Origin of the sequence: Thioclava sediminum (genome assembly GCF_002020355.1) — a bacterium.
Taxonomy (GTDB): Bacteria; Pseudomonadota; Alphaproteobacteria; order Rhodobacterales; family Rhodobacteraceae; genus Thioclava; species Thioclava sediminum.
The window spans coordinates 371,625-389,503 of the sequence record NZ_MPZV01000004.1 but is presented as its reverse complement, the minus strand read 5'-3'; the positions used below and the strand labels follow the sequence as shown (position 1 = coordinate 389,503).

Sequence of the window (17,879 nt, the reverse complement as noted above, 5' to 3'; positions counted from 1 at the left end):
TCTCACCAGTTGTCGGGGCCCTTCTCGGCGAAGGTCTTGGCGAGGAAATCTATGAAGGCGCGCACTTTCGGCTGGGTGAAACGGCCCGGCGGATAGATCGCATAGATGCCCAGCGTCTCCATCGGCAGATCGGGCATCGCCTCTTCCACGAGGCCTTCGCGCATCGCATCGGCGTAAAGGAACGAGGGCAGGTAAGCGATCCCCAGACCGGCCGTTGCGGCATGCAGCAGCGACTGGCCGTCATTGACCGTCAGCCAGCCCGCCGAGCGGACCTGACGCCGCTCGCCCGAAGGCGCGGTCAGCTTCCAGACATTGCCCGCCGACTGGTTGGAATAATGCAGCAGCTTGTGGTCGTTGAGATCGTCGATCCGCTCAGGACGGCCGAATTTCTTGAAGTAATCCGGCGAGGCGATCATCCGGCGCGAGGTCTCGGTCAGCTTGCGCGCGCGCAGGCTCGAATCCTCCAGCTCGCCGACGCGGATCGCCATGTCGAACCCTTCGGAGATGAGTTCGACGTAGCGGTTGTTCAGCACCATATTTACGGTGATTTCGGGAAATTCCTGCAGAAATTCGCCCAGAACGGGCGAGAGAAGATTCACACCGAAATCGGTGGCGACCGAGATGCGCAGCAGCCCCGAGGGCGCCGTCTGCATCGACGTGACCAGCGCATCGGCCTCGCCCGCATCGTTGAGAACACGACGCGCGCGGTCGTAATAGGCCAGCCCGATTTCCGTCGGCGAAACGCGACGGGTGGTGCGATTCAGAAGGCGTGCGCCGAGGCGCGCCTCCAACGCCGAGACGTGTTTCGACACAGCCGATTTGGAGATGCCCATCTTCTTGGCCGCATCGGTGAAGCCCCCTTGGTCCACAACGGTGGCAAAGGCTTCCATTTCAGTCAGGCGATCCATCCCAAACACCCTTCGGCTTGTAATTTCTGTTTCTTATTTCCCGCTTATCGGCACGAAATCGGGCGCAATTTAGACTTCGCGGCGACAATACGAGGGTAACAATCGGAGAGAATCCCGCAGGTTGGTGATCCCTGCGAAACGGTGGCGCTCTCGCTCTGACGCCGCGTTTGACGTGACAAGCTTCGCCTCGCGCCGCAGAGTGCGGGCCAAATCAGGGAGGGTTACATGAGCCAATATCCGCATATCTTCACGCCGCTCGATCTGGGCCATGTGACGCTGCCGAACCGCGTGCTGATGGGCTCGATGCACACCAATCTAGAAGAGCGCGGCGACTGGAATGCGGTGGCCGAGTTCTATGCCGAGCGCGCGCGCGGCGGTGTCGCGCTGATGGTGACGGGCGGCATGGCCCCCAACAATGAAGGCGGCGTCTTCCCCGGCGCGGCAGGTCTGTTCACCCCCGAAGATATCGCGCATCACAAGATCATCACCGACCGCGTCCACGCGGCGGGCGGCAGGATCGCGATGCAAATCCTGCACGCCGGGCGCTACGCCTATGGTCCCGATTGCGTGGCCCCTTCGGCCATCAAATCCCCGATCTCCCCCTTCCCGCCGAAAGAGCTCGACGAAGCCGGGATCGAGAAGCAGATCGCCGACATCGCCACCGCCGCCGCGCGCGCCCGCGAGGCGGGCTATGACGGAGTCGAGGTGATGGGCTCCGAGGGCTATTTCCTCAACCAGTTCCTCGTGCGCCACACCAATAAGCGCGAAGACGGTTGGGGCGGCTCGTTCGAGAACCGGATGCGCCTGCCCGTCGAAGTGGTCAAGCGCGTGCGCGAAGCGGTCGGCCCCGATTTCATCGTGATCTTCCGTATCTCGCTGATCGACCTGATCCCCGACGGCTCGACCTGGGAAGAGGTCGTCACGCTCGCCAAGGCCGTCGAGGCGGCAGGCGCCACGATGCTCAACACCGGCATCGGCTGGCACGAGGCGCGGGTGCCGACCATCGTGACGTCGGTGCCGCGCGCGGCCTTCACCTGGCTCACCGGGCGGCTCAAACCTGAGGTCTCGATCCCGGTCATCACGTCCAATCGCATCAACACGCCTGAAGTCGCCGAAGAGGTGCTGGGCGACGGCTGCGCCGACATGGTCTCGATGGCACGTCCCTTCCTCGCCGATCCCGATTTCGTGGTGAAGGCGAGAGAAGGCCGCGCCGCCGAGATCGCGCCCTGCATCGCCTGCAACCAGGCCTGTCTGGACCACACCTTCCAGGGCAAGGTCTCGAGCTGCCTCGTGAATCCGCGCGCCGCCCATGAGACCGAGATCGTCATCACCAAGACCGAGGCGCCGAAATCCATCGCCGTCGTCGGTGCGGGCCCGGCGGGCCTCTCGGCGGCGATCACCGCGGCCGAGCGCGGCCATGCGGTGACCCTGTTCGATCGGGCCTCCGAACTCGGCGGGCAGCTGACCATGGCGCGTGCGATCCCCGGCAAGGAGGAATTCCACGGGCTCACCGACTGGTTCAAGACCATGATCGAGAAGACCGGCGTGACGGTGAAGCTGGAGACCGACGCCACGCCCGAATTGCTCGCGCCCTTCGACGAGATCATCATCGCGACCGGCGTGCAGCCGCGCGACCCGGAAATCCCGACCGAGGGCGGGCAGGTCGTGAGCTATATCGACATCCTCAAGGGCCGCGTCACCGCCGGTAAGCGCGTCGCAGTGATCGGCGCGGGCGGCATCGGTTTCGACGTGGCCGAATTCCTGACGGTGACCGAAAGCCCGACCCTCGATCTGGAAGAATGGAAGCGCGAATGGGGCGTCGGCGATCCGGCGCGGACACCGGGAGGGCTGACCAAGCCCGAGCCCGAGGCCCCTGCCCGCGAGGTCACGCTGTTGCAGCGCAAGAAGGAGAAACTTGGTCGCCGCCTTGGCAAGACCACGGGCTGGGTTCACCGCGCGGCGCTGCATATGAAGGACGTGAAGATGATCGGCGGCGTGAACTACGAGAAGATCACCGCCGAGGGGCTGCACGTCACGTTCGGAGAGGCGCGCGAAAACCCGACGCTGATCGAGGCCGATACGGTCGTGCTCTGCGCAGGCCAACTCTCGGACCGCTCGCTGGCCGATGCGCTGATCGCGGCGGGCCGTAGCCCGCATGTGATCGGCGGCGCGGATGTGGCGGCGGAACTCGACGCGAAACGCGCCATCGATCAGGGCACCCGGCTCGCCGCGGCGCTCTGATCACCTCTTCGGCTTGGAAGAAATATCCCGGGGGGCTCCCGCAGGGAGCGGGGGCAGCGCCCCCTCCTCGCCTTCAGCTGGAACGCCACGCCCCGCCATCTGCGCCAAAGCGCATCGCCAGATCGGCGACCAGCGCCATGTCGACCGCATCCAGCGGTCCCTCATGGCGCGGGCGGAAGCGAAGGCGGAAAGCGGGCAGGATCGTCGCGAGCGGCGCTTCCGGGTAGCCAAGGCTCGAGGCCAGCGCGAGGAAGCTCTCGGCGTCCACCACGGGTGCAGCAGTGCCACGCTCAGGCCAGATCGCCAGGCCCTGCCGCGCGAGGCGCTGCCAATCGAAACGCGGCCCCGGGTCGATCTTGCGCTCGGGTGCGAAATCCGAATGGCCGATGACGTTTTCCGGCGCGATTGCCCAGCGGCGCATGATCTGCGGCAGCAGCTCTTCCAGCGCGGCCATCAGCGGCTCGGGAAACGGACGGTCGCCTTCATTGTCCAACTCGATCCCGATGGAGCGCGAATTCACATCGCCCAGCCCCTGCCAGCTTCCCAAACCCGCATGCCAGGCGCGCATCTCCTCCGGAACGAGCTGCTCGACCGAGCCATCGCGACCGATCAGCCAATGCGCGGAGACCTCCGCCTCGGGGAGGCATAGGCGCGTGCGTGCGGAGTCGCAGGACCGCATCGCGGTGTAATGGATGATGATAAGCTCCGGCACCGCCCCATCGCGGCGCGGGCCGTAATTGGGCGAGGGCCAGTCGGCGCTCACTGACGCGCTTGCTGGAACGGCGTCGGATCCCAACCGCAGGCGAACCCGTCGCCATCGGGATCGAGATTCAGCCGGTCTTTCTGCGGGCCACCTGCCGAAAGGAAGGCGCGCTGCGCCTGATCGGCGGACGTGTATTTTGCGCAAGCCTTGCTCGCGGAGGTCAGCTTGATGCCCGACCGCTTGTAGACGGAATCACCCGGCCGGTTCGACACCGACAGCGCATAGGCGGCGAGGTTCGGGCCCGAGCTGTCCTGATTGCTGATCGTGTTCTGCGCGACGGGCGCGGTGGCGAGGCTGCTCGACGCGGTGGTGTCGAAACCCGGCGAGCTGGCCGTGGCGCTCGACCCGGCGGTGCTGTTCGACGCGTCGGTCTGCTGCAGCGCGGCCATCGCATCGGCCCCGATCGCAGCGCCGCTATTGTCGCCGCCATTCGAGCTGGAGGCCGAGGTCGACGGGTCGTCGCCAATGGTGCCGCCAGCGTCGATCGTCGGCGCAGAGAGCGCATTGGTCGTGCCGGGCATCGCGGTGCCGGTCGCGTTCAGCGGAGCGCCGGGCGCGTCGGGGTTCGTCGTGCCATTGTCGGTCGGCAGAACGCTCTGCGCCGAAGGCGGCACGATGGGCTGGCCGCGCAGTTCGGCCTCGCGACGGGCCTCGGGGCCACTGTCGGGGGTCGAAGAGATACAGCCCGAGAGGGCCAGAACGCTGCCGAGGATCGCGAGTGCCTGTTTCATGTTACCACCATTTCTCCGGTTTGGCCGCGAAGCCCGCCGCCTGTTCGAGGACATGGGCGTGGTTCAGCAGATCGCCCTCTTCCCAGGGCCGCCCGATGAGTTGCAGCCCCAGCGGAAGACCCTTGCTGTCCAGCCCGCACGGCACCGAAACGCCGGGAAGACCCGCAAGGTTCACCGTCACGGTGAACACGTCCTGCATATACATCTCGACCGGATCGGCGCCGTCCATCTCGCCCAGCCCGAAAGCGGCCGACGGGGTGGCGGGCGTCAGGATCGAGTCGATGCCCTGTGCGAAGACCTGCTCGAAGTCGCGCTTGATCAACGCGCGGACCTTGCGGGCGCGGTTGTAATAGGCGTCGTAGAAGCCTGCCGACAGCACATAGGTGCCGATCATCACGCGACGCTGCACCTCGGGGCCGAAGCCTTCGGCGCGGGTCTTCTCGTACATGTCGACGATGCCTTCGCCCGCCGCGAGCTTGGCGCGGTGACCGTAGCGCACGCCATCATAGCGCGCGAGGTTCGACGAGGCTTCCGCCGGGGCCACGACGTAATAGGCGGGCAGTGCGTATTTCGTATGCGGAAGCGAGATATCGACGATCTCGGCGCCCGCATCTTTCATCATCGCGATGCCGTCGTCCCAGAGCTTCTGGATCTCGGCGGGCATGCCCTCGATGCGGTATTCCTTCGGGATACCGATCTTCTTGCCGCGAATGTCGCCGGTCAGCGCCGCCTCGAAATCCGGCACCGGAATATCGGCGGAGGTCGAATCCTTCGGGTCGTGCGAGCACATCGTGCCCAGCATGATCGCCGCGTCGCGCACCGATTTGGTCATCGGGCCCGCCTGATCGAGCGAGGAGGCAAAGGCCACCACGCCCCAGCGCGAGACCCGGCCATAGGTCGGCTTGATGCCGACGATGCCGGTGAAGGCGGCGGGCTGGCGGATCGAGCCGCCGGTATCGGTGCCGGTCGCGGCAAGGCACAGGTCGGCGGCGACAGCGGCAGCCGAACCGCCCGAGGAGCCGCCCGGCGTCAGTTTCCGGTCGTCGATCTTCCACGGGTTAACCGCAGGGCCGTAGCACGCGGTCTCGTTCGACGAGCCCATCGCGAATTCGTCCATCGACAGTTTGCCGAGCATCACCGCGCCCGCATCCCACAGGTTCTGCGTGACGGTGGATTCGTATTCCGGCTTGAACCCGTCGAGGATGTTCGACGCGGCCTGCGTCGCCACGCCCTTGGTCGCGAAAAGATCCTTGATGCCCAGCGGGATACCGCACATCGCGGGCGCGTCGCCCGACTTGATGCGGGCATCAGCGGCCTTGGCCTGCTCCAGCGCAATCTCGGGGGTCTTGTGCACGTAAGCGTTCAGCGCGCCTGCGCCCTCGATCTCGCTCAGGCAGGACTCGGTCAGTTCGACCGCGGTCACATCGCCCTTTTTCAACGCGTCGCGCGCGTCGGCAATCGTCAGTTTGTTCAGGCTCATTCGACCACCTTCGGCACGGCAAAGAAGCCCTCACGGGCATCGGGGGCGTTCTTGAGGATTTTCTCGGGATAACCGCCATCGGTCACCTCGTCGACGCGGCGCTTGAGGCGCATCGGCGTCACGGAGGTCATCGGCTCGACGCCCTCGACGTCGACCTCGTTGAGCTGCTCCATGAAGGTCAGGATGCTGGACAGCTCCTGCGCGAGCTCGGGCAGATGGTCTTCGGGCACCCGGATCCGGGCCAGATGCGCCACTTTGCGGGCGGTGTCGATATCAATGGACATGTGCTTCTCCGCTTGTCTTGGAAGGCGGTTTAGCCCGAGCCACTGGGGCTTTCAAGCGCCGCGCCCCGCATCAGCGGGCCCCTGCCCTGTCACACGCGAATTTGCGCGCTAATCTTGGAACCTGCACAGTGCTGATACGTCACCCTGTCACAATCGAAGTGCCTAACGGAGGAAACCCATATGAAAGTCATTTGGCTCGGCCATTCCGGCTTCCGCATCGAAACCGGCGATGCGGTGATCCTGCTCGACCCGTTCCTGACCGGCTCGCCGGTCTTTCCGGACGACAAGCGCAGCGAAGCGATCGAAGGCGCGACGCATTTGCTGCTGACCCATGGCCACGGCGATCACGCCTCCGATGCGGTGCCGATCGCGAAGGAACTGGGCATTCCGATCTATTGCATTCACGAATTGTCGATCATCCTTGGCGCCGAGGGGGCCGAAACCGTCGGCTTCGGCAAAGGCGGCACGGTCGATGTCGGCGGCGCGAAGGTCACGATGGTCAATGCGACTCATTCGGCTTCGATCGACTACAAGGGCGGCGACCCGGTCTATGCAGGCCAGCCCGCGGGCTTCATGATCGAAGCCGAAGGCCACACGATCTACGTCACCGGCGACACCGACATCATGGCCGACATGGAATGGATGGGCGAGCTGCACAATCCCGATATCGGCATCCTCGCAGCGGGCGGCCATTTCACGATGGACATGAAGCGCGCGGCCTGGGCGTCGAAGAAGTATTTCAACTTCAAGACCGTCATCCCCTGCCACTACAAGACTTTCGATGCGCTGGAGCAATCGGCCCAGCCGCTCATCGACGGCTTGCCGGGGGTGGATGTCATCGAACCCGAGATACTCAAAGCGATCGAGCTCTAAGCTGAAGCGCGCCGGGTCGCGGGCGGCATTGCTTGCAGCTTGCAGCCCGGCGCGCTAGCTTCTCGCCCGGATCGGGAGGCCGAATAGATGTCAGACTTATTGTCCTTCAAGGAGATGTGCGAGCGGTTCGACGTGACCCCGCGCACGCTGCGCTATTACGAGTATATCGAGCTTCTCAATCCCCAGAAGGAAGGCCGCTCACGCTATTACGGCCCGCGCGAGGTCGCGCGGATGACGTTGATCCTGCGCGGTCGCCGATTTGGCTTCTCGCTCGAGGAACTGCGCCAGTGGCTGATGATCTACGATCAGCAAGGCACGGAAGAGCAGAACCGCGTCTGGGTCGAACTTGCCGATCGGCAGCTTGACGTATTGACGCAGCAGCGTGAAGAATTGGACGCGGCTATCGACGACCTCCGACAATTGCGTGATCAGGTTCGGGACACACTTGATTCTTGACCCTGAAATGCATTCCTTAACGTCAGCGAGGTCGTGAGAGCGCCTTGTGAGCTTGACGATTATGGCGAGTTTCGAGGAAAGAAACTTGCTTTACCGTACGGTAAAAATTCCCTGACATTACGTCATTGGATTCGTGACGCCACGTTACGGTGACGCGAACGTAAAGAAGTCTTGTAATGTGGCCGCAGGCAGACGATTTGCCGCGTCGCATTACGCAAAGGAAACGCGAGGCAGAGAGTATGACCGACACAGTAATGACGATCCGCGAGATGTGCGACGCCTTCGAGGTGACCCCGCGCACCCTGCGGTTCTACGAAAGCAAGGAGTTGCTGTTTCCCATTCGCGAGGGACAGAAGCGGCTGTTTACGCGACGCGATCGCGCCCGGCTGAAACTGATCCTGCGCGGCAAACGTTTCGGGTTTTCGCTGGAGGATATCCGCCAGCTGCTGGACCTCTACGAGATGGGCGACAAGCAGAAGACGCAGCTGAACGAGACGATCAAGCTCGCACAGCAACGTCTGGAGGAAATGACGCGCCAACGCGAGGAACTGGGTCAGGCGATCGACGAACTGGCCGGTCAGATCGAGTGGGCGGAGAAGGAACTGGAGAAGGCGCGCCACGACGACGCGGCCTGATCCGCGAAGACGACTAAAGGGAGCGAACCATGTCGAGCTTTATCGCCAACACCAAGGACATGCAGTTTGTGCTGCATGAGCTGCTCAAAGTCTCGAATTCGGATGTGCCGGGTTACGAGGAAATGGACCGCGACTTCACCGAGGCCGTTCTGGATGCGGCCGGGAAGGTCTCGTCCGAGGTGCTGGCCCCGCTGAACGAGGTGGGCGACAAGGAAGGCTGCGTGCTCGAAAACGGCGTGGTCCGCACGCCCAAAGGGTTCGACAAGGCGTTCGAAGCGATGAAAGAGGGCGGCTGGACCGCACTCGATTGCGATCCCGAGTTCGGCGGTCAGGGCATGCCCTATCTGCTCAACTGCGCGGTGGGCGAGATGTTCGTCTCGGCCAACATGGCCTTCAACATGTATCAGGGCCTGACCCACGGCGCCTATTCGGCGATCCACACGCATGGCACGGATGAGCAGAAGCAGACCTATCTGCCGAAGATGGTCACCTGCGACTGGACCGGCACGATGAACCTGACGGAGCCCCATTGCGGCACCGATCTGGGTCTGATGCGCACCAAGGCCGAGCCGCAGGACGATGGCTCCTACGCGATCACCGGCACGAAAATCTTCATTTCGGCGGGCGATCACGACCTGTCGGATAACGTGATTCACCTCGTGCTGGCGAAAGCGCCGGGCGGTGGCGAAGGCACCAAGGGCGTGTCGCTCTTCATCGTGCCGAAATTCCTCGTCAACGAGGATGGTTCGCTGGGCGAGCGCAACTCGCTCTCGGTCGGCAAGCTCGAAGAGAAGATGGGCATCCACGGCAACGCGACCTGCGTCATGAACTATGACGGCGCGAAGGGCTGGCTGCTGGGCGATCTCCACAAAGGGATGCGCGCGATGTTCACGATGATGAACGAAGCGCGTCTCGGCGTGGGCCTGCAAGGCTATGCCGTGGCCGAGGCTGCCTATCAGGAAGCCGTGGCTTACGCGAAGGACCGCACGCAGGGTCGCGACGTGACCGGCGTGAAAGCGCCCGAGAAAGCCGCCGATCCGATCATCGTGCACCCGGACGTGCGCCGGATGCTGATGGATCAGAAGAGCTTCGTCGAGGGCGCGCGCGCCTTCACCTTCTGGGGTGCGCATCTGATCGACCGCTCCCATGCGCTCAACGACGCCGAGGCCGAAGGTCTGATCTCGCTGATGACCCCGGTCATCAAGGGCTTCCTGACCGACAAAGGCTTCGAGACCGCCGTCTCCGCGCAGCAGGTCTTCGGTGGCCACGGCTATACCGAGGACTGGCCGATGTCGCAGCATGTGCGCGACGCGCGCATCGCGATGATCTACGAGGGCGCGAACGGCATTCAGGCGCTCGACCTGGTGGGCCGCAAGCTCGCTCAGGACGGCGGCAAGCACGTCATGGCCTTCTTCGAGATGGTCAAAGCCGAGTGCAAATCGCATGACGATGACGAGCGGATGAAGCCCTTCACCGACGCGCTGAAGAACGCCTCCAAGCAGCTTCAGACGGCGGGCATGTTCTTCATGCAAAACGGCATGAAGAACCCGAATGCGGCGCTCTCGGGCAGCTATGACTTCATGCATCTGATGGGTCACGTCTGCCTTGGCCTGATGTGGACGCGGATGGCGAAAGCCGCCTTCACCGCGCTCGACAACGGGGCGTCGGACACCGCCTTCTACGAAGGCAAGATCGCCACGGGTCGCTACTACATGGCGCGTCAGCTTCCGGCCTGCGCGATGCACCTCGCGCGGATCGAGACCGGCGCGGACCCAGTCATGGCGCTCGCCGACGACCAGTTCTAAGGCGACCGGATCCAACGAAAAAATGAACGGCGGGCCTCGGCCCGCCGTTTCAATTTTCAATCACCGCCATGTCAGGCGAAGTGTAGCGCCGGACGATTGTTTTGCGGCCGCGCGGGTCTACCCTCGGAATCTCCAACCAGAGACGATTCCCACCGAGTCCCGCCGTCATGTATCTCGATAATGCAGAAACCAACCGCCGTTACGACGCCGCTCTCGCAGAGCTGCGGGCGCGGGGCGTGTTCCGCTCGACCCGGCCGCCAATGGGCGCGCGGGTGCTGCATTGGCTGGGCTTCGAGCCGCGCCCGATTCCCTATCTCGACTGGAAGCAGAACCTGCTGATCTTCGCAGCCGGATTCGCGGTCGCGCAGCTTCTGGTGGACCACCTGCTGAGCGCGACCGAGGGCATGTCCTTCGCGCCGCATCTGGTGACGCTGGTGATCTCGGCGCTCGCGTTCGGCGCACTGATGGCGCTGTGGCAGATCCACCGGAAGAACAAGCTCGGGCTGAGCGATTGGGACGACCTCTAGGGGCGGCCTTGAGGCTCGGAGCCGAAGCACCGGCGGTCTGGCCAGCGCGCAGGTTTCTTCCTAAGCTGCGCGCAACCTGACGCGCCTTCCTGCGCCACATTGCCCCGGAGCCTGAATGCCCAAACGCCTGCGCCTGACCCGTCGCTTTCCCGTCGCCATGACCAATGACGCCTATCGCAGACTCAACCGCTTTGCGCAGGAGGCGGAAATCACGCCCGACGAGGCGCTGACCTTCCTGTTCGAGCATTTCAACTCCGTCACCCACGAGGAAAATCTCAACCACCGCCTGCGGCTGTTCAAGGCCGAGCTTGGCGAGCGCAAAGCCTGATTTCGAAAGGACATCCATGACCCGCCTGTCTCTCGCTTTCGCTGTCGCGTCCCTTGCCCTCTCGGCCCTGCCTGCGCTCGCGTTCGACGCCGCCGACCGCAACGCGGTGACGCAGGAAGTCGCGGGTTTCACCAAGGCGGTGGACGAGAAGGATTACTCGGTCTTCTTCGACACGGTGCCGCCGAAGATGATGCAGGCGATTGCGGATCAGACGGGCGTCCCGAAAGAGCAGCTCGAAGACATCATGCGAAAGCAGATCAACGACGCGATGGCCTCGGTGACGATCGACGATTTCGAGATGAACATCGCCGCGATGAAGGCCGGAGAAACGTCTTCGGGCCGGGCCTATGCGCAGATCCCGACCTCGACGGTGATGGAGGTGCCCGATATGGGCAAGGTGCGCTCGACCAACACCACGCTGGCGCTGCAAGACGGCGAGGAGTGGTATCTGGTGCGGATCGACAGCCCGGCGCAGATCGCGGTTCTGCGCAAGGTCTATCCCGATTTCGAAGGGATCGAGTTTCCCAAAGGCACGATGGAAGCGGTGCGCTAACCGCGCCGCGCCGCTCGCTTTGTCCGCGCTTTCCGTTCACGTCCGTTCACCTCTCGCGACGGAACGTCGCCCTCTCCCTCGCGTTGGACGCGACGTCGTGCTGGAATGACGTTGCGGCGAAACGCCCATGAGGGGCTTACGTTCGCGTCACTTAGGGGTCAGATTGGCCCCGTGATCAGGGAGGACCGCAGCGAATGGCGGCACAACTTTATTGCTTCGGAGAGTCTGGCAACGCCTACAAGGCGGCGCTGACGATGGAACTGGCGGGCTACGACTGGGAGCCTGTCTATGTCGATTTCTTCAACGGCGAGGCGCGCAGCGCCGAATATCACGCGCTGAACGAAATGGCCGAAGCACCCGTCTTCAAAGAGGGCGATCTGACCCTGTCGCAATCCTGCGTCATCCAGCTTCACATCGCGGAGCAGACCGGCAAATTCCTCGCCGAGGATCGCAACGAGATGCTGCGCTGGATGTTCTGGGACGCGCAAAAGGGCTCGGGCCAGCAAGGCGGCCTGCGCTTCCTGATGAACTTCCTGCCCGAAGAGAAGCGCCCGCAAGAGGCGATCGGCTGGCTCAAGGGCCGCGTGCTCACCGCGATCAAGACGCTGGAGAAGCATATGGACGGCCGCGACTGGGTCGTCGGCGACCAGCCCAGCTTGGCCGATTTCGCCTGCTGCGGCTACCTCTACTACCCCGAGCCCTTCGGGTTCGACCGCAAGGAATTCCCCAATATCGACCGCTGGCTGGACGGCATCGCCGCCCTGCCCGGTTGGAAACACCCCTATGATTTGATGCCCGGCAATCCTTCCGACCGGGCGTGAGGAGGAACCATGACGGAAGCCTATATCTATGACGCAGCCCGCACCCCGCGGGGCAAGGGCCGCAAGGACGGCTCGTTGCACGAGGTCAGCTCGGTCGCGCTGTCGGCGCGGCTGCTGAACGCGGTGGCCGAGCGCAACAACCTCGAAGGCCACGCGGTCGAGGACGTGATCTGGGGCAACGCGACCCAGGTGATGGAGCAGGGCGGCTGCCTTGCACGCTCGGCAGTGCTTCTGTCGGATCTCGACGAGCGCATCCCCGGCCTGTCGATCAACCGCTTCTGCGCATCCGGCATGGAAGCGGTGAACCTCGCCGCGAACCAGGTACGCGGCGGCGCGGGCATGGGCTATATCGCTGGCGGCGTCGAAATGATGGGCCGCGTCGCGATGGGCTCGGACGGCGCGGCAATCGCCGTGGACCCGTCGCTCGCGATGAAGACCTACTTCGTCCCGCAGGGCATCTCGGCCGATATCATCGCCACCGAATACGGCTTTAGCCGCGAAGACGTCGACGCGCTCGGCGTGGAATCGCAGCGCCGTGCAGCCGAGGCGATCAAGGAAAACCGTTTCGCGAAATCCATCGTGCCGGTGAAGGACCAGAACGGTCTGACCATCCTCGACCACGACGAATTCCCGCGGGCGGGCACCACGATGGAAAGCCTCGGCGGCCTCAAGCCCTCCTTCAAGGAGATGGGCGAGGTGATGCCGGGCTTCGACAAGGTCGCGATGCTGAAATACCCGCATCTCGATCACATCAACCACGTGCACCACGCGGGCAACTCCTCGGGTATCGTGGACGGTGCCGCCGCCGTGCTGATCGGCAACAAGGAATTCGGTGAGGCGCATGGCCTCAAGCCCCGCGCGCGCATCCGTGCCACCGCGAAGATCGGCACCGATCCGACGATCATGCTGACCGGCCCGGTTCCGGTGACCGAGAAGATCCTCGCGGATTCGGGCATGTCGATCTCCGACATTGACCTGTTCGAAGTGAACGAGGCATTCGCCGCGGTCGTGCTGCGCTTCATGCAGGCCTTCCAGGTCGATGCCGACAAGGTCAACGTCAATGGCGGCGCGATCGCGCTTGGCCACCCGCTCGGCGCCACCGGCGCGATCATCATCGGCACGCTGCTGGACGAGCTGGAACGCCGCGACCTGAACACCGGTCTGGCCACGCTTTGCGTCGCGTCCGGCATGGGCGCCGCGACTATCATCGAAAGGGTGTAAAATGAAGATCGTTATTGGCGTGCCGAGGCGCTCAAAGGCGCTTCACAGATTGTATCCGATGAAGTCCACCGGCAAGTATCAGCTCCACCGCGGCGATGTCCCGGCTACAGAGCGTAAACTTAAGAAGAACTCGGTTCAGGTCGCAACCCTCGACGAAGCGATAAAGCTGATCGACGAAGGGTATCATCCCCGAATGATGAATATCGAAACAAAAGGCGCTCCGGATATCGTTTCACCCGACCGTCTAATCATCAAGGAGTTCCCAAATGGCTGATTTCAAATACGAACTTGGCAGCGACGGCGTTGCCGTCATCACTTGGGACGTGCCCGAGAAGTCGATGAACGTGATGAGCATGGAGGGCTTCGCGCTCCTCGACAGCTTCATCGACAAGGCGCTGGCGGATGACGCCGTGAAGGGTGTCGTGATCACCTCCGGCAAGCCCGATTTCGCGGGCGGCATGGACCTCAACGTCATCGCGCAGATGCGCGAAGGCGGCGCTCAGGCGATCTTCGACGGCGTGATGCAGATGCACCATGTCCTGCGCAAGATCGAGCGCGCGGGCATGGACCCGAAGACCAACAAGGGCGGCAAGCCGATCGCAACCGCGATCCCCGGCACCGCGCTCGGCATCGGTCTGGAACTTCCGCTGTCGACGCACCGCACCTTTGTCGCGGACAATCCGAAGGCCAAGATCGGCCTGCCCGAGATCATGGTCGGCATCTTCCCCGGCGGCGGCGGCACCACCCGTGTCTCGCGCAAGCTCGGTGCGATGGCGGCGGCGCCCTTCCTGCTGGAAGGCAAGCTCTCGGACCCCAAGAAGGCGAAAGCCGCAGGCCTGATCGACGAGGTCGTCGAGGATCCGCTGGCCGCCGCGAAGGAATGGGTGCTGAACGCCAAAGACGCCGATCTGGTGAAACCGTGGGACGCGAAGGGCTTCAAGATGCCCGGCGGCGCGCCCTATCACCCGGCGGGCTTCATGACCTTCGTGGGTGCCTCCGCGATGGTGCATGGCAAGACCGCAGGCGTCTATCCGGCGGCCAAGGCGCTTCTGTCGGCGGTCTATGAAGGCGCGCTCGTGCCCTTCGATCAGGCGATCAAGATCGAGGCGCGCTGGTTCACCAATGTGCTGCTGAACCCGTCGTCGACCTCGATGATCCGCTCGCTCTTCATCAACAAGGGCGCGCTGGAGAAGGGCGCGAACCGTCCCGACGTGTCGGACCAGAAGGTGAAGAAGGTCGGCATCCTCGGCGCGGGCATGATGGGCGCAGGTATCGCCTATGTCTCGGCCAAGGCCGGTATCGAGGTCGTGCTGATCGACAACAGCCAGGAGGCCGCCGATCGCGGGAAATCCTATTCCGAGGGCATCCTCGACAAGGGCATCTCGCGCAAGAAGGTCACCGAAGAGGGCAAGGCGAAGACGCTCGGCCTGATCAATGCGACCACGGATTACGCCGCGCTGGAAGGCTGCGACCTGATCGTGGAAGCGGTGTTCGAAGATCCGGGCGTCAAAGCCGAGGTCACCAAGAAGGCCGAAGCCGTGATCCCGCAGGACGCGATCTTCGCGACCAACACCTCGACCCTGCCGATCACCGAACTGGCCAAGGCCAGCGCGCGCCCCGAGCAGTTCATCGGCATCCACTTCTTCTCGCCCGTCGACAAGATGATGCTGGTGGAGATCATCAAGGGTGCCGGGACCGGCCCGGTGGCCGTGGCGAAAGCGCTCGATTTCGTGCGCCAGATCCGCAAGACGCCTATCGTGGTCAACGACGCGCGCTTCTTCTACGCCAACCGCTGCATCATCCCTTACATCAACGAGGGGATTCGCATGGTGGCCGAAGGCGTTAACCCGACGCTTGTGGAACATGCGGCCACAATGGTCGGTATGCCGCTTGGTCCGCTGCAGCTGGTGGACGAGACCTCGATCGACCTCGGCGTGAAGATCGCCAAGGCCACCAAGGCGGCGATGGGCGATGCCTATCCCGATGAGGCGGTCGATGACGTGCTGTTCTGGATGGCCGACGAAGGCCGGATGGGCCGCAAGTCGAACGCGGGCTTCTACGACTATGACGAGAAGGGCAAGCGTCAGGGCCTCTGGGAAGGCCTCGACGCCAAGTTCCCGCGCGCCGACGAGCAGCCCGACGTGCATCACGTGCAGCATCGCCTGCTGATGGCGCAGGTGCTGGAAGCGGTCCGTGCCTTCGAGCAGGGCGTGCTGGAAGACATCCGCGAGGGTGACGTGGGCGCGATCCTCGGCTGGGGCTTCGCCCCGTGGTCGGGTGGCCCGTTCAGCTGGCTCGACATCCTCGGTGCCGGCAAGGCCGTCACGATCTGCGAGGCGCTCACCGCGCAATACGGCCCGCGCTTCGAGGCCCCGGCCCTGCTGCGCGACATCGCGGCCAAGGGCGAGACCTTCTACGGTCGCTACGGCGACGGTCAGGCCGCGAAAGCCGCCTGATCCGACAGCGCCAGAGAAACCAGAACGCCGGGACCGAAAGGCCCCGGCGTTTTTCTGTGCCCAAAACGCACTTCAACACCGAGACGCTCATCTACCTCCAGGACAAAGGAAAACGCCGCACCCTGGTCACGGGTGCGGCGTTCGGCCTGTCAGTTGATCAGGAGGGAATCAGGCCGGGCTATCACTCTGCCGCGTAAGCGTGCGCGGTCAGATCTTCGTCGATGAGCCCTGCAACGATCGAGCGTGCCATTTCAAGCGACAGCGTCTCGTAGTTCGGGCCTGCATCATCGTCGAAGAGTGCTTCGAGCCGGTGGCTGTTGACCGAACCGCAATGGACCATGCCAGAACCATTTGCGTAGACGATCTCCTCCTCCTCAAACTCCAGCACGATCACGTCGATCGGACGGTGGGGTGTAATCCGATCGATCCCACGATAGCCTTCAAGAGCAGAGGCAGGGATTACGGCGAAGGGGTCACCGTAAATTGCCTCAGCCATGTCGCTTTCCACCATCATGTTCTGTTCAGGCAAAAGCAGCATCGGGGTTTTGTTGCCCAACGCGCCGACCGGCACGGCGAGCGGCTTGCGATGGTCCGGGCAACGCCCGTGACCGAGCCAGAGTTGAGTTCGCTTGACGTCCACGACGGGACGCAGGCCACTGTCGAAGGTCATGACCATGTCGCCAACCGCAATTGCTTCCACCGGGCGCCAGCCCATAGCGGTCGCGATTCGCGTTCCGGCAACGATCCCCGAAGCAGCCCCGTTATCGAGCACTCGCCCGGAGGTTGCGCCCGCCAGAGCGGAATCAAAGGCGCAATCGTCGTTCCAAGTCGTCGTTGCACTGCGGGTCATGTCGGTCTTCCTTCTGAAAGTCGGCGAGGCCATTTCTTCGTCCTACCTAGATCAATTGATTCCTGGGGAGTTTCCGGGGCCGAAAGGTGACCGAAATGTGGCAAACCTATACTTTCGGACAGTAAGTTGCTCACGGACCCGTGATTGACCTATCTTTTTGGATAGGGGTTCGCGCGTTTGACCTATCTTTTTGGATAGGGGGGCGCTCACAGACCCGTGAGAATCGCCCAAATTGCGTCGCAAATTGCAATTGCGCGAAAATTTAGAATCGGTAACCGAACCGCGCGATGTCCTCGGCACAGAGTTTCGAAACCACTTCAGCATCGAAATCTGAAAAATACCCGCGCCAGTTGCGCTTCCGCTCGGAGATGTTGCATCTCGCGAGGGGTGTCACGGAAAAACCGAGATGTGACGCGAGGGGGGCGGCATCGGCCTCTACATCTTCGAGGCGAATATAAAGGCCGCAAATCTCCTCCCCGTCCGGCAGCCGCATGTAGCTGCCATAGGGGGCCGCCGCGAGCGATGCCTGCGTGTGCGGATGGTTAAGGAAGTCCGAAAAGCTGAGCGACTTTGCTAACGCCACGGCGGGATGCGCCATCCGCTGCTCGCGCAACCAATGGTAGTAGCTGACCACCCGGTCCCACGGGTTCCGCACCAGCGTGAAGGTGAAATAGGCGCGCGCCTCATCTTCGCTATAGAGCCCCAGCCCGTCGCTCAGCGTGGAATGCTTCCAAAGCCGCCCCCGGGTCTCGCGCCCTTCCAGCCTGCGTTTGCGCCGCCGCGCCTTGGGCGTATCGCCGATCAGCAGGTCATCCGCCATCGCGCGGTTCTCCAGCGCGAGCGTCAGCGCCGTGCCCCCCGTCTTCGGGATATGAACGAAGATGTAGCGACGGCCATGCGAAACGATCATGCGCGCGACACTAGCTGTGACGAAAGATGACGCAAAC

The 17,879-nt window shown here is 63.5% G+C and carries 19 protein-coding genes; 12 read left to right on the top strand and 7 right to left on the bottom strand.

Annotation, left to right across the window (positions count from 1 at the left end; translation table 11 throughout):
* Positions 1–2: 2 nt before the first annotated feature.
* Positions 3–908, bottom strand: a complete 906-nt coding sequence (locus tag BMI91_RS17255; RefSeq protein ID WP_078550848.1) for a LysR family transcriptional regulator — start codon at positions 906–908, stop codon at positions 3–5.
* Between the two features lie 225 nt (positions 909–1,133).
* On the opposite strand from BMI91_RS17255, the gene BMI91_RS17250 reads away from it, so the two are divergent.
* Positions 1,134–3,149: an NADPH-dependent 2,4-dienoyl-CoA reductase gene (locus tag BMI91_RS17250; protein ID WP_078606032.1), complete on the top strand. Its 2,016-nt coding sequence runs from the start codon at positions 1,134–1,136 to the stop codon at positions 3,147–3,149.
* Between the two features lie 73 nt (positions 3,150–3,222).
* Here the strand turns inward: BMI91_RS17250 and BMI91_RS17245 are convergent, their stop codons facing one another.
* From BMI91_RS17245 to gatC, 4 genes are read right to left on the bottom strand one after another with little or no spacing between them, the layout of a single operon-like run.
* Positions 3,223–3,912, bottom strand: a complete 690-nt coding sequence (locus BMI91_RS17245; protein WP_244176672.1) for an N-acetylmuramoyl-L-alanine amidase — start codon at positions 3,910–3,912, stop codon at positions 3,223–3,225.
* The gene (locus BMI91_RS17240) at positions 3,909–4,643 is read right to left on the bottom strand and encodes a hypothetical protein (protein ID WP_078606030.1); all 735 of its coding nucleotides are present in this window, start codon (positions 4,641–4,643) and stop codon (positions 3,909–3,911) included. Before BMI91_RS17240 ends, BMI91_RS17245 begins: the two co-directional genes overlap by 4 nt.
* Position 4,644: 1 nt before the next feature.
* Positions 4,645–6,123 (bottom strand): Asp-tRNA(Asn)/Glu-tRNA(Gln) amidotransferase subunit GatA, encoded by a 1,479-nt coding sequence (gatA, locus tag BMI91_RS17235; protein ID WP_078606029.1) that lies wholly within the window; start codon positions 6,121–6,123, stop codon positions 4,645–4,647.
* Positions 6,120–6,407: an Asp-tRNA(Asn)/Glu-tRNA(Gln) amidotransferase subunit GatC gene (gatC, locus tag BMI91_RS17230; protein WP_075775378.1), complete on the bottom strand. Its 288-nt coding sequence runs from the start codon at positions 6,405–6,407 to the stop codon at positions 6,120–6,122. The genes gatA and gatC overlap by 4 nt, the downstream gene beginning before the upstream one ends.
* 180 nt (positions 6,408–6,587) lie before the next feature.
* On the opposite strand from gatC, the gene BMI91_RS17225 reads away from it, so the two are divergent.
* The 11 genes from BMI91_RS17225 (at position 6,588) to BMI91_RS17175 (ending at position 16,082) form a co-directional block, all read left to right on the top strand.
* A complete protein-coding gene (locus BMI91_RS17225; RefSeq protein ID WP_078606028.1) occupies positions 6,588–7,280 on the top strand; it encodes a metal-dependent hydrolase in 693 nt (230 codons plus the stop codon).
* Positions 7,281–7,367: 87 nt separating this feature from the next.
* On the top strand, positions 7,368–7,736 hold the full coding sequence (locus BMI91_RS17220; RefSeq protein ID WP_078522329.1) for a MerR family transcriptional regulator: 369 nt from the start codon (positions 7,368–7,370) through the stop codon (positions 7,734–7,736).
* A 239-nt stretch (positions 7,737–7,975) separates the two neighbouring features.
* Complete coding sequence (locus tag BMI91_RS17215) at positions 7,976–8,371, top strand: MerR family transcriptional regulator (protein ID WP_078522328.1); 396 nt, start codon at positions 7,976–7,978, stop codon at positions 8,369–8,371.
* Positions 8,372–8,400: 29 nt separating this feature from the next.
* Positions 8,401–10,176 (top strand): acyl-CoA dehydrogenase C-terminal domain-containing protein, encoded by a 1,776-nt coding sequence (locus BMI91_RS17210; RefSeq protein WP_078550854.1) that lies wholly within the window; start codon positions 8,401–8,403, stop codon positions 10,174–10,176.
* A gap of 167 nt (positions 10,177–10,343) precedes the next feature.
* Entirely contained in the window at positions 10,344–10,703 is a 360-nt protein-coding gene (locus BMI91_RS17205; protein WP_078522326.1) for a DUF6404 family protein, read from the top strand.
* Between the two features lie 115 nt (positions 10,704–10,818).
* The gene (locus tag BMI91_RS17200; RefSeq protein ID WP_078522325.1) at positions 10,819–11,031 is read left to right on the top strand and encodes a hypothetical protein; all 213 of its coding nucleotides are present in this window, start codon (positions 10,819–10,821) and stop codon (positions 11,029–11,031) included.
* Between the two features lie 16 nt (positions 11,032–11,047).
* A complete protein-coding gene (locus BMI91_RS17195; RefSeq protein WP_078606027.1) occupies positions 11,048–11,584 on the top strand; it encodes a hypothetical protein in 537 nt (178 codons plus the stop codon).
* Between the two features lie 194 nt (positions 11,585–11,778).
* The gene (locus BMI91_RS17190; protein WP_078602270.1) at positions 11,779–12,405 is read left to right on the top strand and encodes a glutathione S-transferase family protein; all 627 of its coding nucleotides are present in this window, start codon (positions 11,779–11,781) and stop codon (positions 12,403–12,405) included.
* 9 nt (positions 12,406–12,414) lie between these two features.
* Positions 12,415–13,626, top strand: coding sequence for an acetyl-CoA C-acetyltransferase (locus BMI91_RS17185; protein WP_078522322.1), 1,212 nt, complete (start codon positions 12,415–12,417; stop codon positions 13,624–13,626).
* Position 13,627: 1 nt separating this feature from the next.
* Complete coding sequence (locus BMI91_RS17180; RefSeq protein ID WP_078606026.1) at positions 13,628–13,900, top strand: hypothetical protein; 273 nt, start codon at positions 13,628–13,630, stop codon at positions 13,898–13,900.
* Entirely contained in the window at positions 13,893–16,082 is a 2,190-nt protein-coding gene (locus BMI91_RS17175; protein WP_078606025.1) for a 3-hydroxyacyl-CoA dehydrogenase NAD-binding domain-containing protein, read from the top strand. Before BMI91_RS17180 ends, BMI91_RS17175 begins: the two co-directional genes overlap by 8 nt.
* A gap of 181 nt (positions 16,083–16,263) precedes the next feature.
* Here the strand turns inward: BMI91_RS17175 and BMI91_RS17170 are convergent, their stop codons facing one another.
* On the bottom strand, positions 16,264–16,932 hold the full coding sequence (locus BMI91_RS17170) for a Hint domain-containing protein (protein ID WP_158522193.1): 669 nt from the start codon (positions 16,930–16,932) through the stop codon (positions 16,264–16,266).
* Positions 16,933–17,194: 262 nt separating this feature from the next.
* Complete coding sequence (locus BMI91_RS17165; RefSeq protein WP_078541673.1) at positions 17,195–17,842, bottom strand: sulfotransferase family 2 domain-containing protein; 648 nt, start codon at positions 17,840–17,842, stop codon at positions 17,195–17,197.
* Positions 17,843–17,879 lie beyond the last annotated feature (37 nt).

Excerpts from the sequence above, each read along its gene's own strand:
- BMI91_RS17255 (WP_078550848.1), bottom strand. The coding sequence starts at position 908 with ATGGATCGCCTGACTGAAATGGAAGCCTTTGCCACCGTTGTGGACCAA.
- BMI91_RS17250 (WP_078606032.1), top strand. The coding sequence starts at position 1,134 with ATGAGCCAATATCCGCATATCTTCACGCCGCTCGATCTGGGCCATGTG.
- BMI91_RS17240 (WP_078606030.1), bottom strand. The coding sequence starts at position 4,643 with ATGAAACAGGCACTCGCGATCCTCGGCAGCGTTCTGGCCCTCTCGGGC.
- gatA (WP_078606029.1), bottom strand. The coding sequence starts at position 6,123 with ATGAGCCTGAACAAACTGACGATTGCCGACGCGCGCGACGCGTTGAAA.
- gatC (WP_075775378.1), bottom strand. The coding sequence starts at position 6,407 with ATGTCCATTGATATCGACACCGCCCGCAAAGTGGCGCATCTGGCCCGG.
- BMI91_RS17225 (WP_078606028.1), top strand. The coding sequence starts at position 6,588 with ATGAAAGTCATTTGGCTCGGCCATTCCGGCTTCCGCATCGAAACCGGC.
- BMI91_RS17220 (WP_078522329.1), top strand. The coding sequence starts at position 7,368 with ATGTCAGACTTATTGTCCTTCAAGGAGATGTGCGAGCGGTTCGACGTG.
- BMI91_RS17215 (WP_078522328.1), top strand. The coding sequence starts at position 7,976 with ATGACCGACACAGTAATGACGATCCGCGAGATGTGCGACGCCTTCGAG.
- BMI91_RS17210 (WP_078550854.1), top strand. The coding sequence starts at position 8,401 with ATGTCGAGCTTTATCGCCAACACCAAGGACATGCAGTTTGTGCTGCAT.
- BMI91_RS17205 (WP_078522326.1), top strand. The coding sequence starts at position 10,344 with ATGTATCTCGATAATGCAGAAACCAACCGCCGTTACGACGCCGCTCTC.
- BMI91_RS17200 (WP_078522325.1), top strand. The coding sequence starts at position 10,819 with ATGCCCAAACGCCTGCGCCTGACCCGTCGCTTTCCCGTCGCCATGACC.
- BMI91_RS17195 (WP_078606027.1), top strand. The coding sequence starts at position 11,048 with ATGACCCGCCTGTCTCTCGCTTTCGCTGTCGCGTCCCTTGCCCTCTCG.
- BMI91_RS17190 (WP_078602270.1), top strand. The coding sequence starts at position 11,779 with ATGGCGGCACAACTTTATTGCTTCGGAGAGTCTGGCAACGCCTACAAG.
- BMI91_RS17185 (WP_078522322.1), top strand. The coding sequence starts at position 12,415 with ATGACGGAAGCCTATATCTATGACGCAGCCCGCACCCCGCGGGGCAAG.
- BMI91_RS17180 (WP_078606026.1), top strand. The coding sequence starts at position 13,628 with ATGAAGATCGTTATTGGCGTGCCGAGGCGCTCAAAGGCGCTTCACAGA.
- BMI91_RS17175 (WP_078606025.1), top strand. The coding sequence starts at position 13,893 with ATGGCTGATTTCAAATACGAACTTGGCAGCGACGGCGTTGCCGTCATC.
- BMI91_RS17170 (WP_158522193.1), bottom strand. The coding sequence starts at position 16,932 with ATGACCCGCAGTGCAACGACGACTTGGAACGACGATTGCGCCTTTGAT.
- BMI91_RS17165 (WP_078541673.1), bottom strand. The coding sequence starts at position 17,842 with ATGATCGTTTCGCATGGCCGTCGCTACATCTTCGTTCATATCCCGAAG.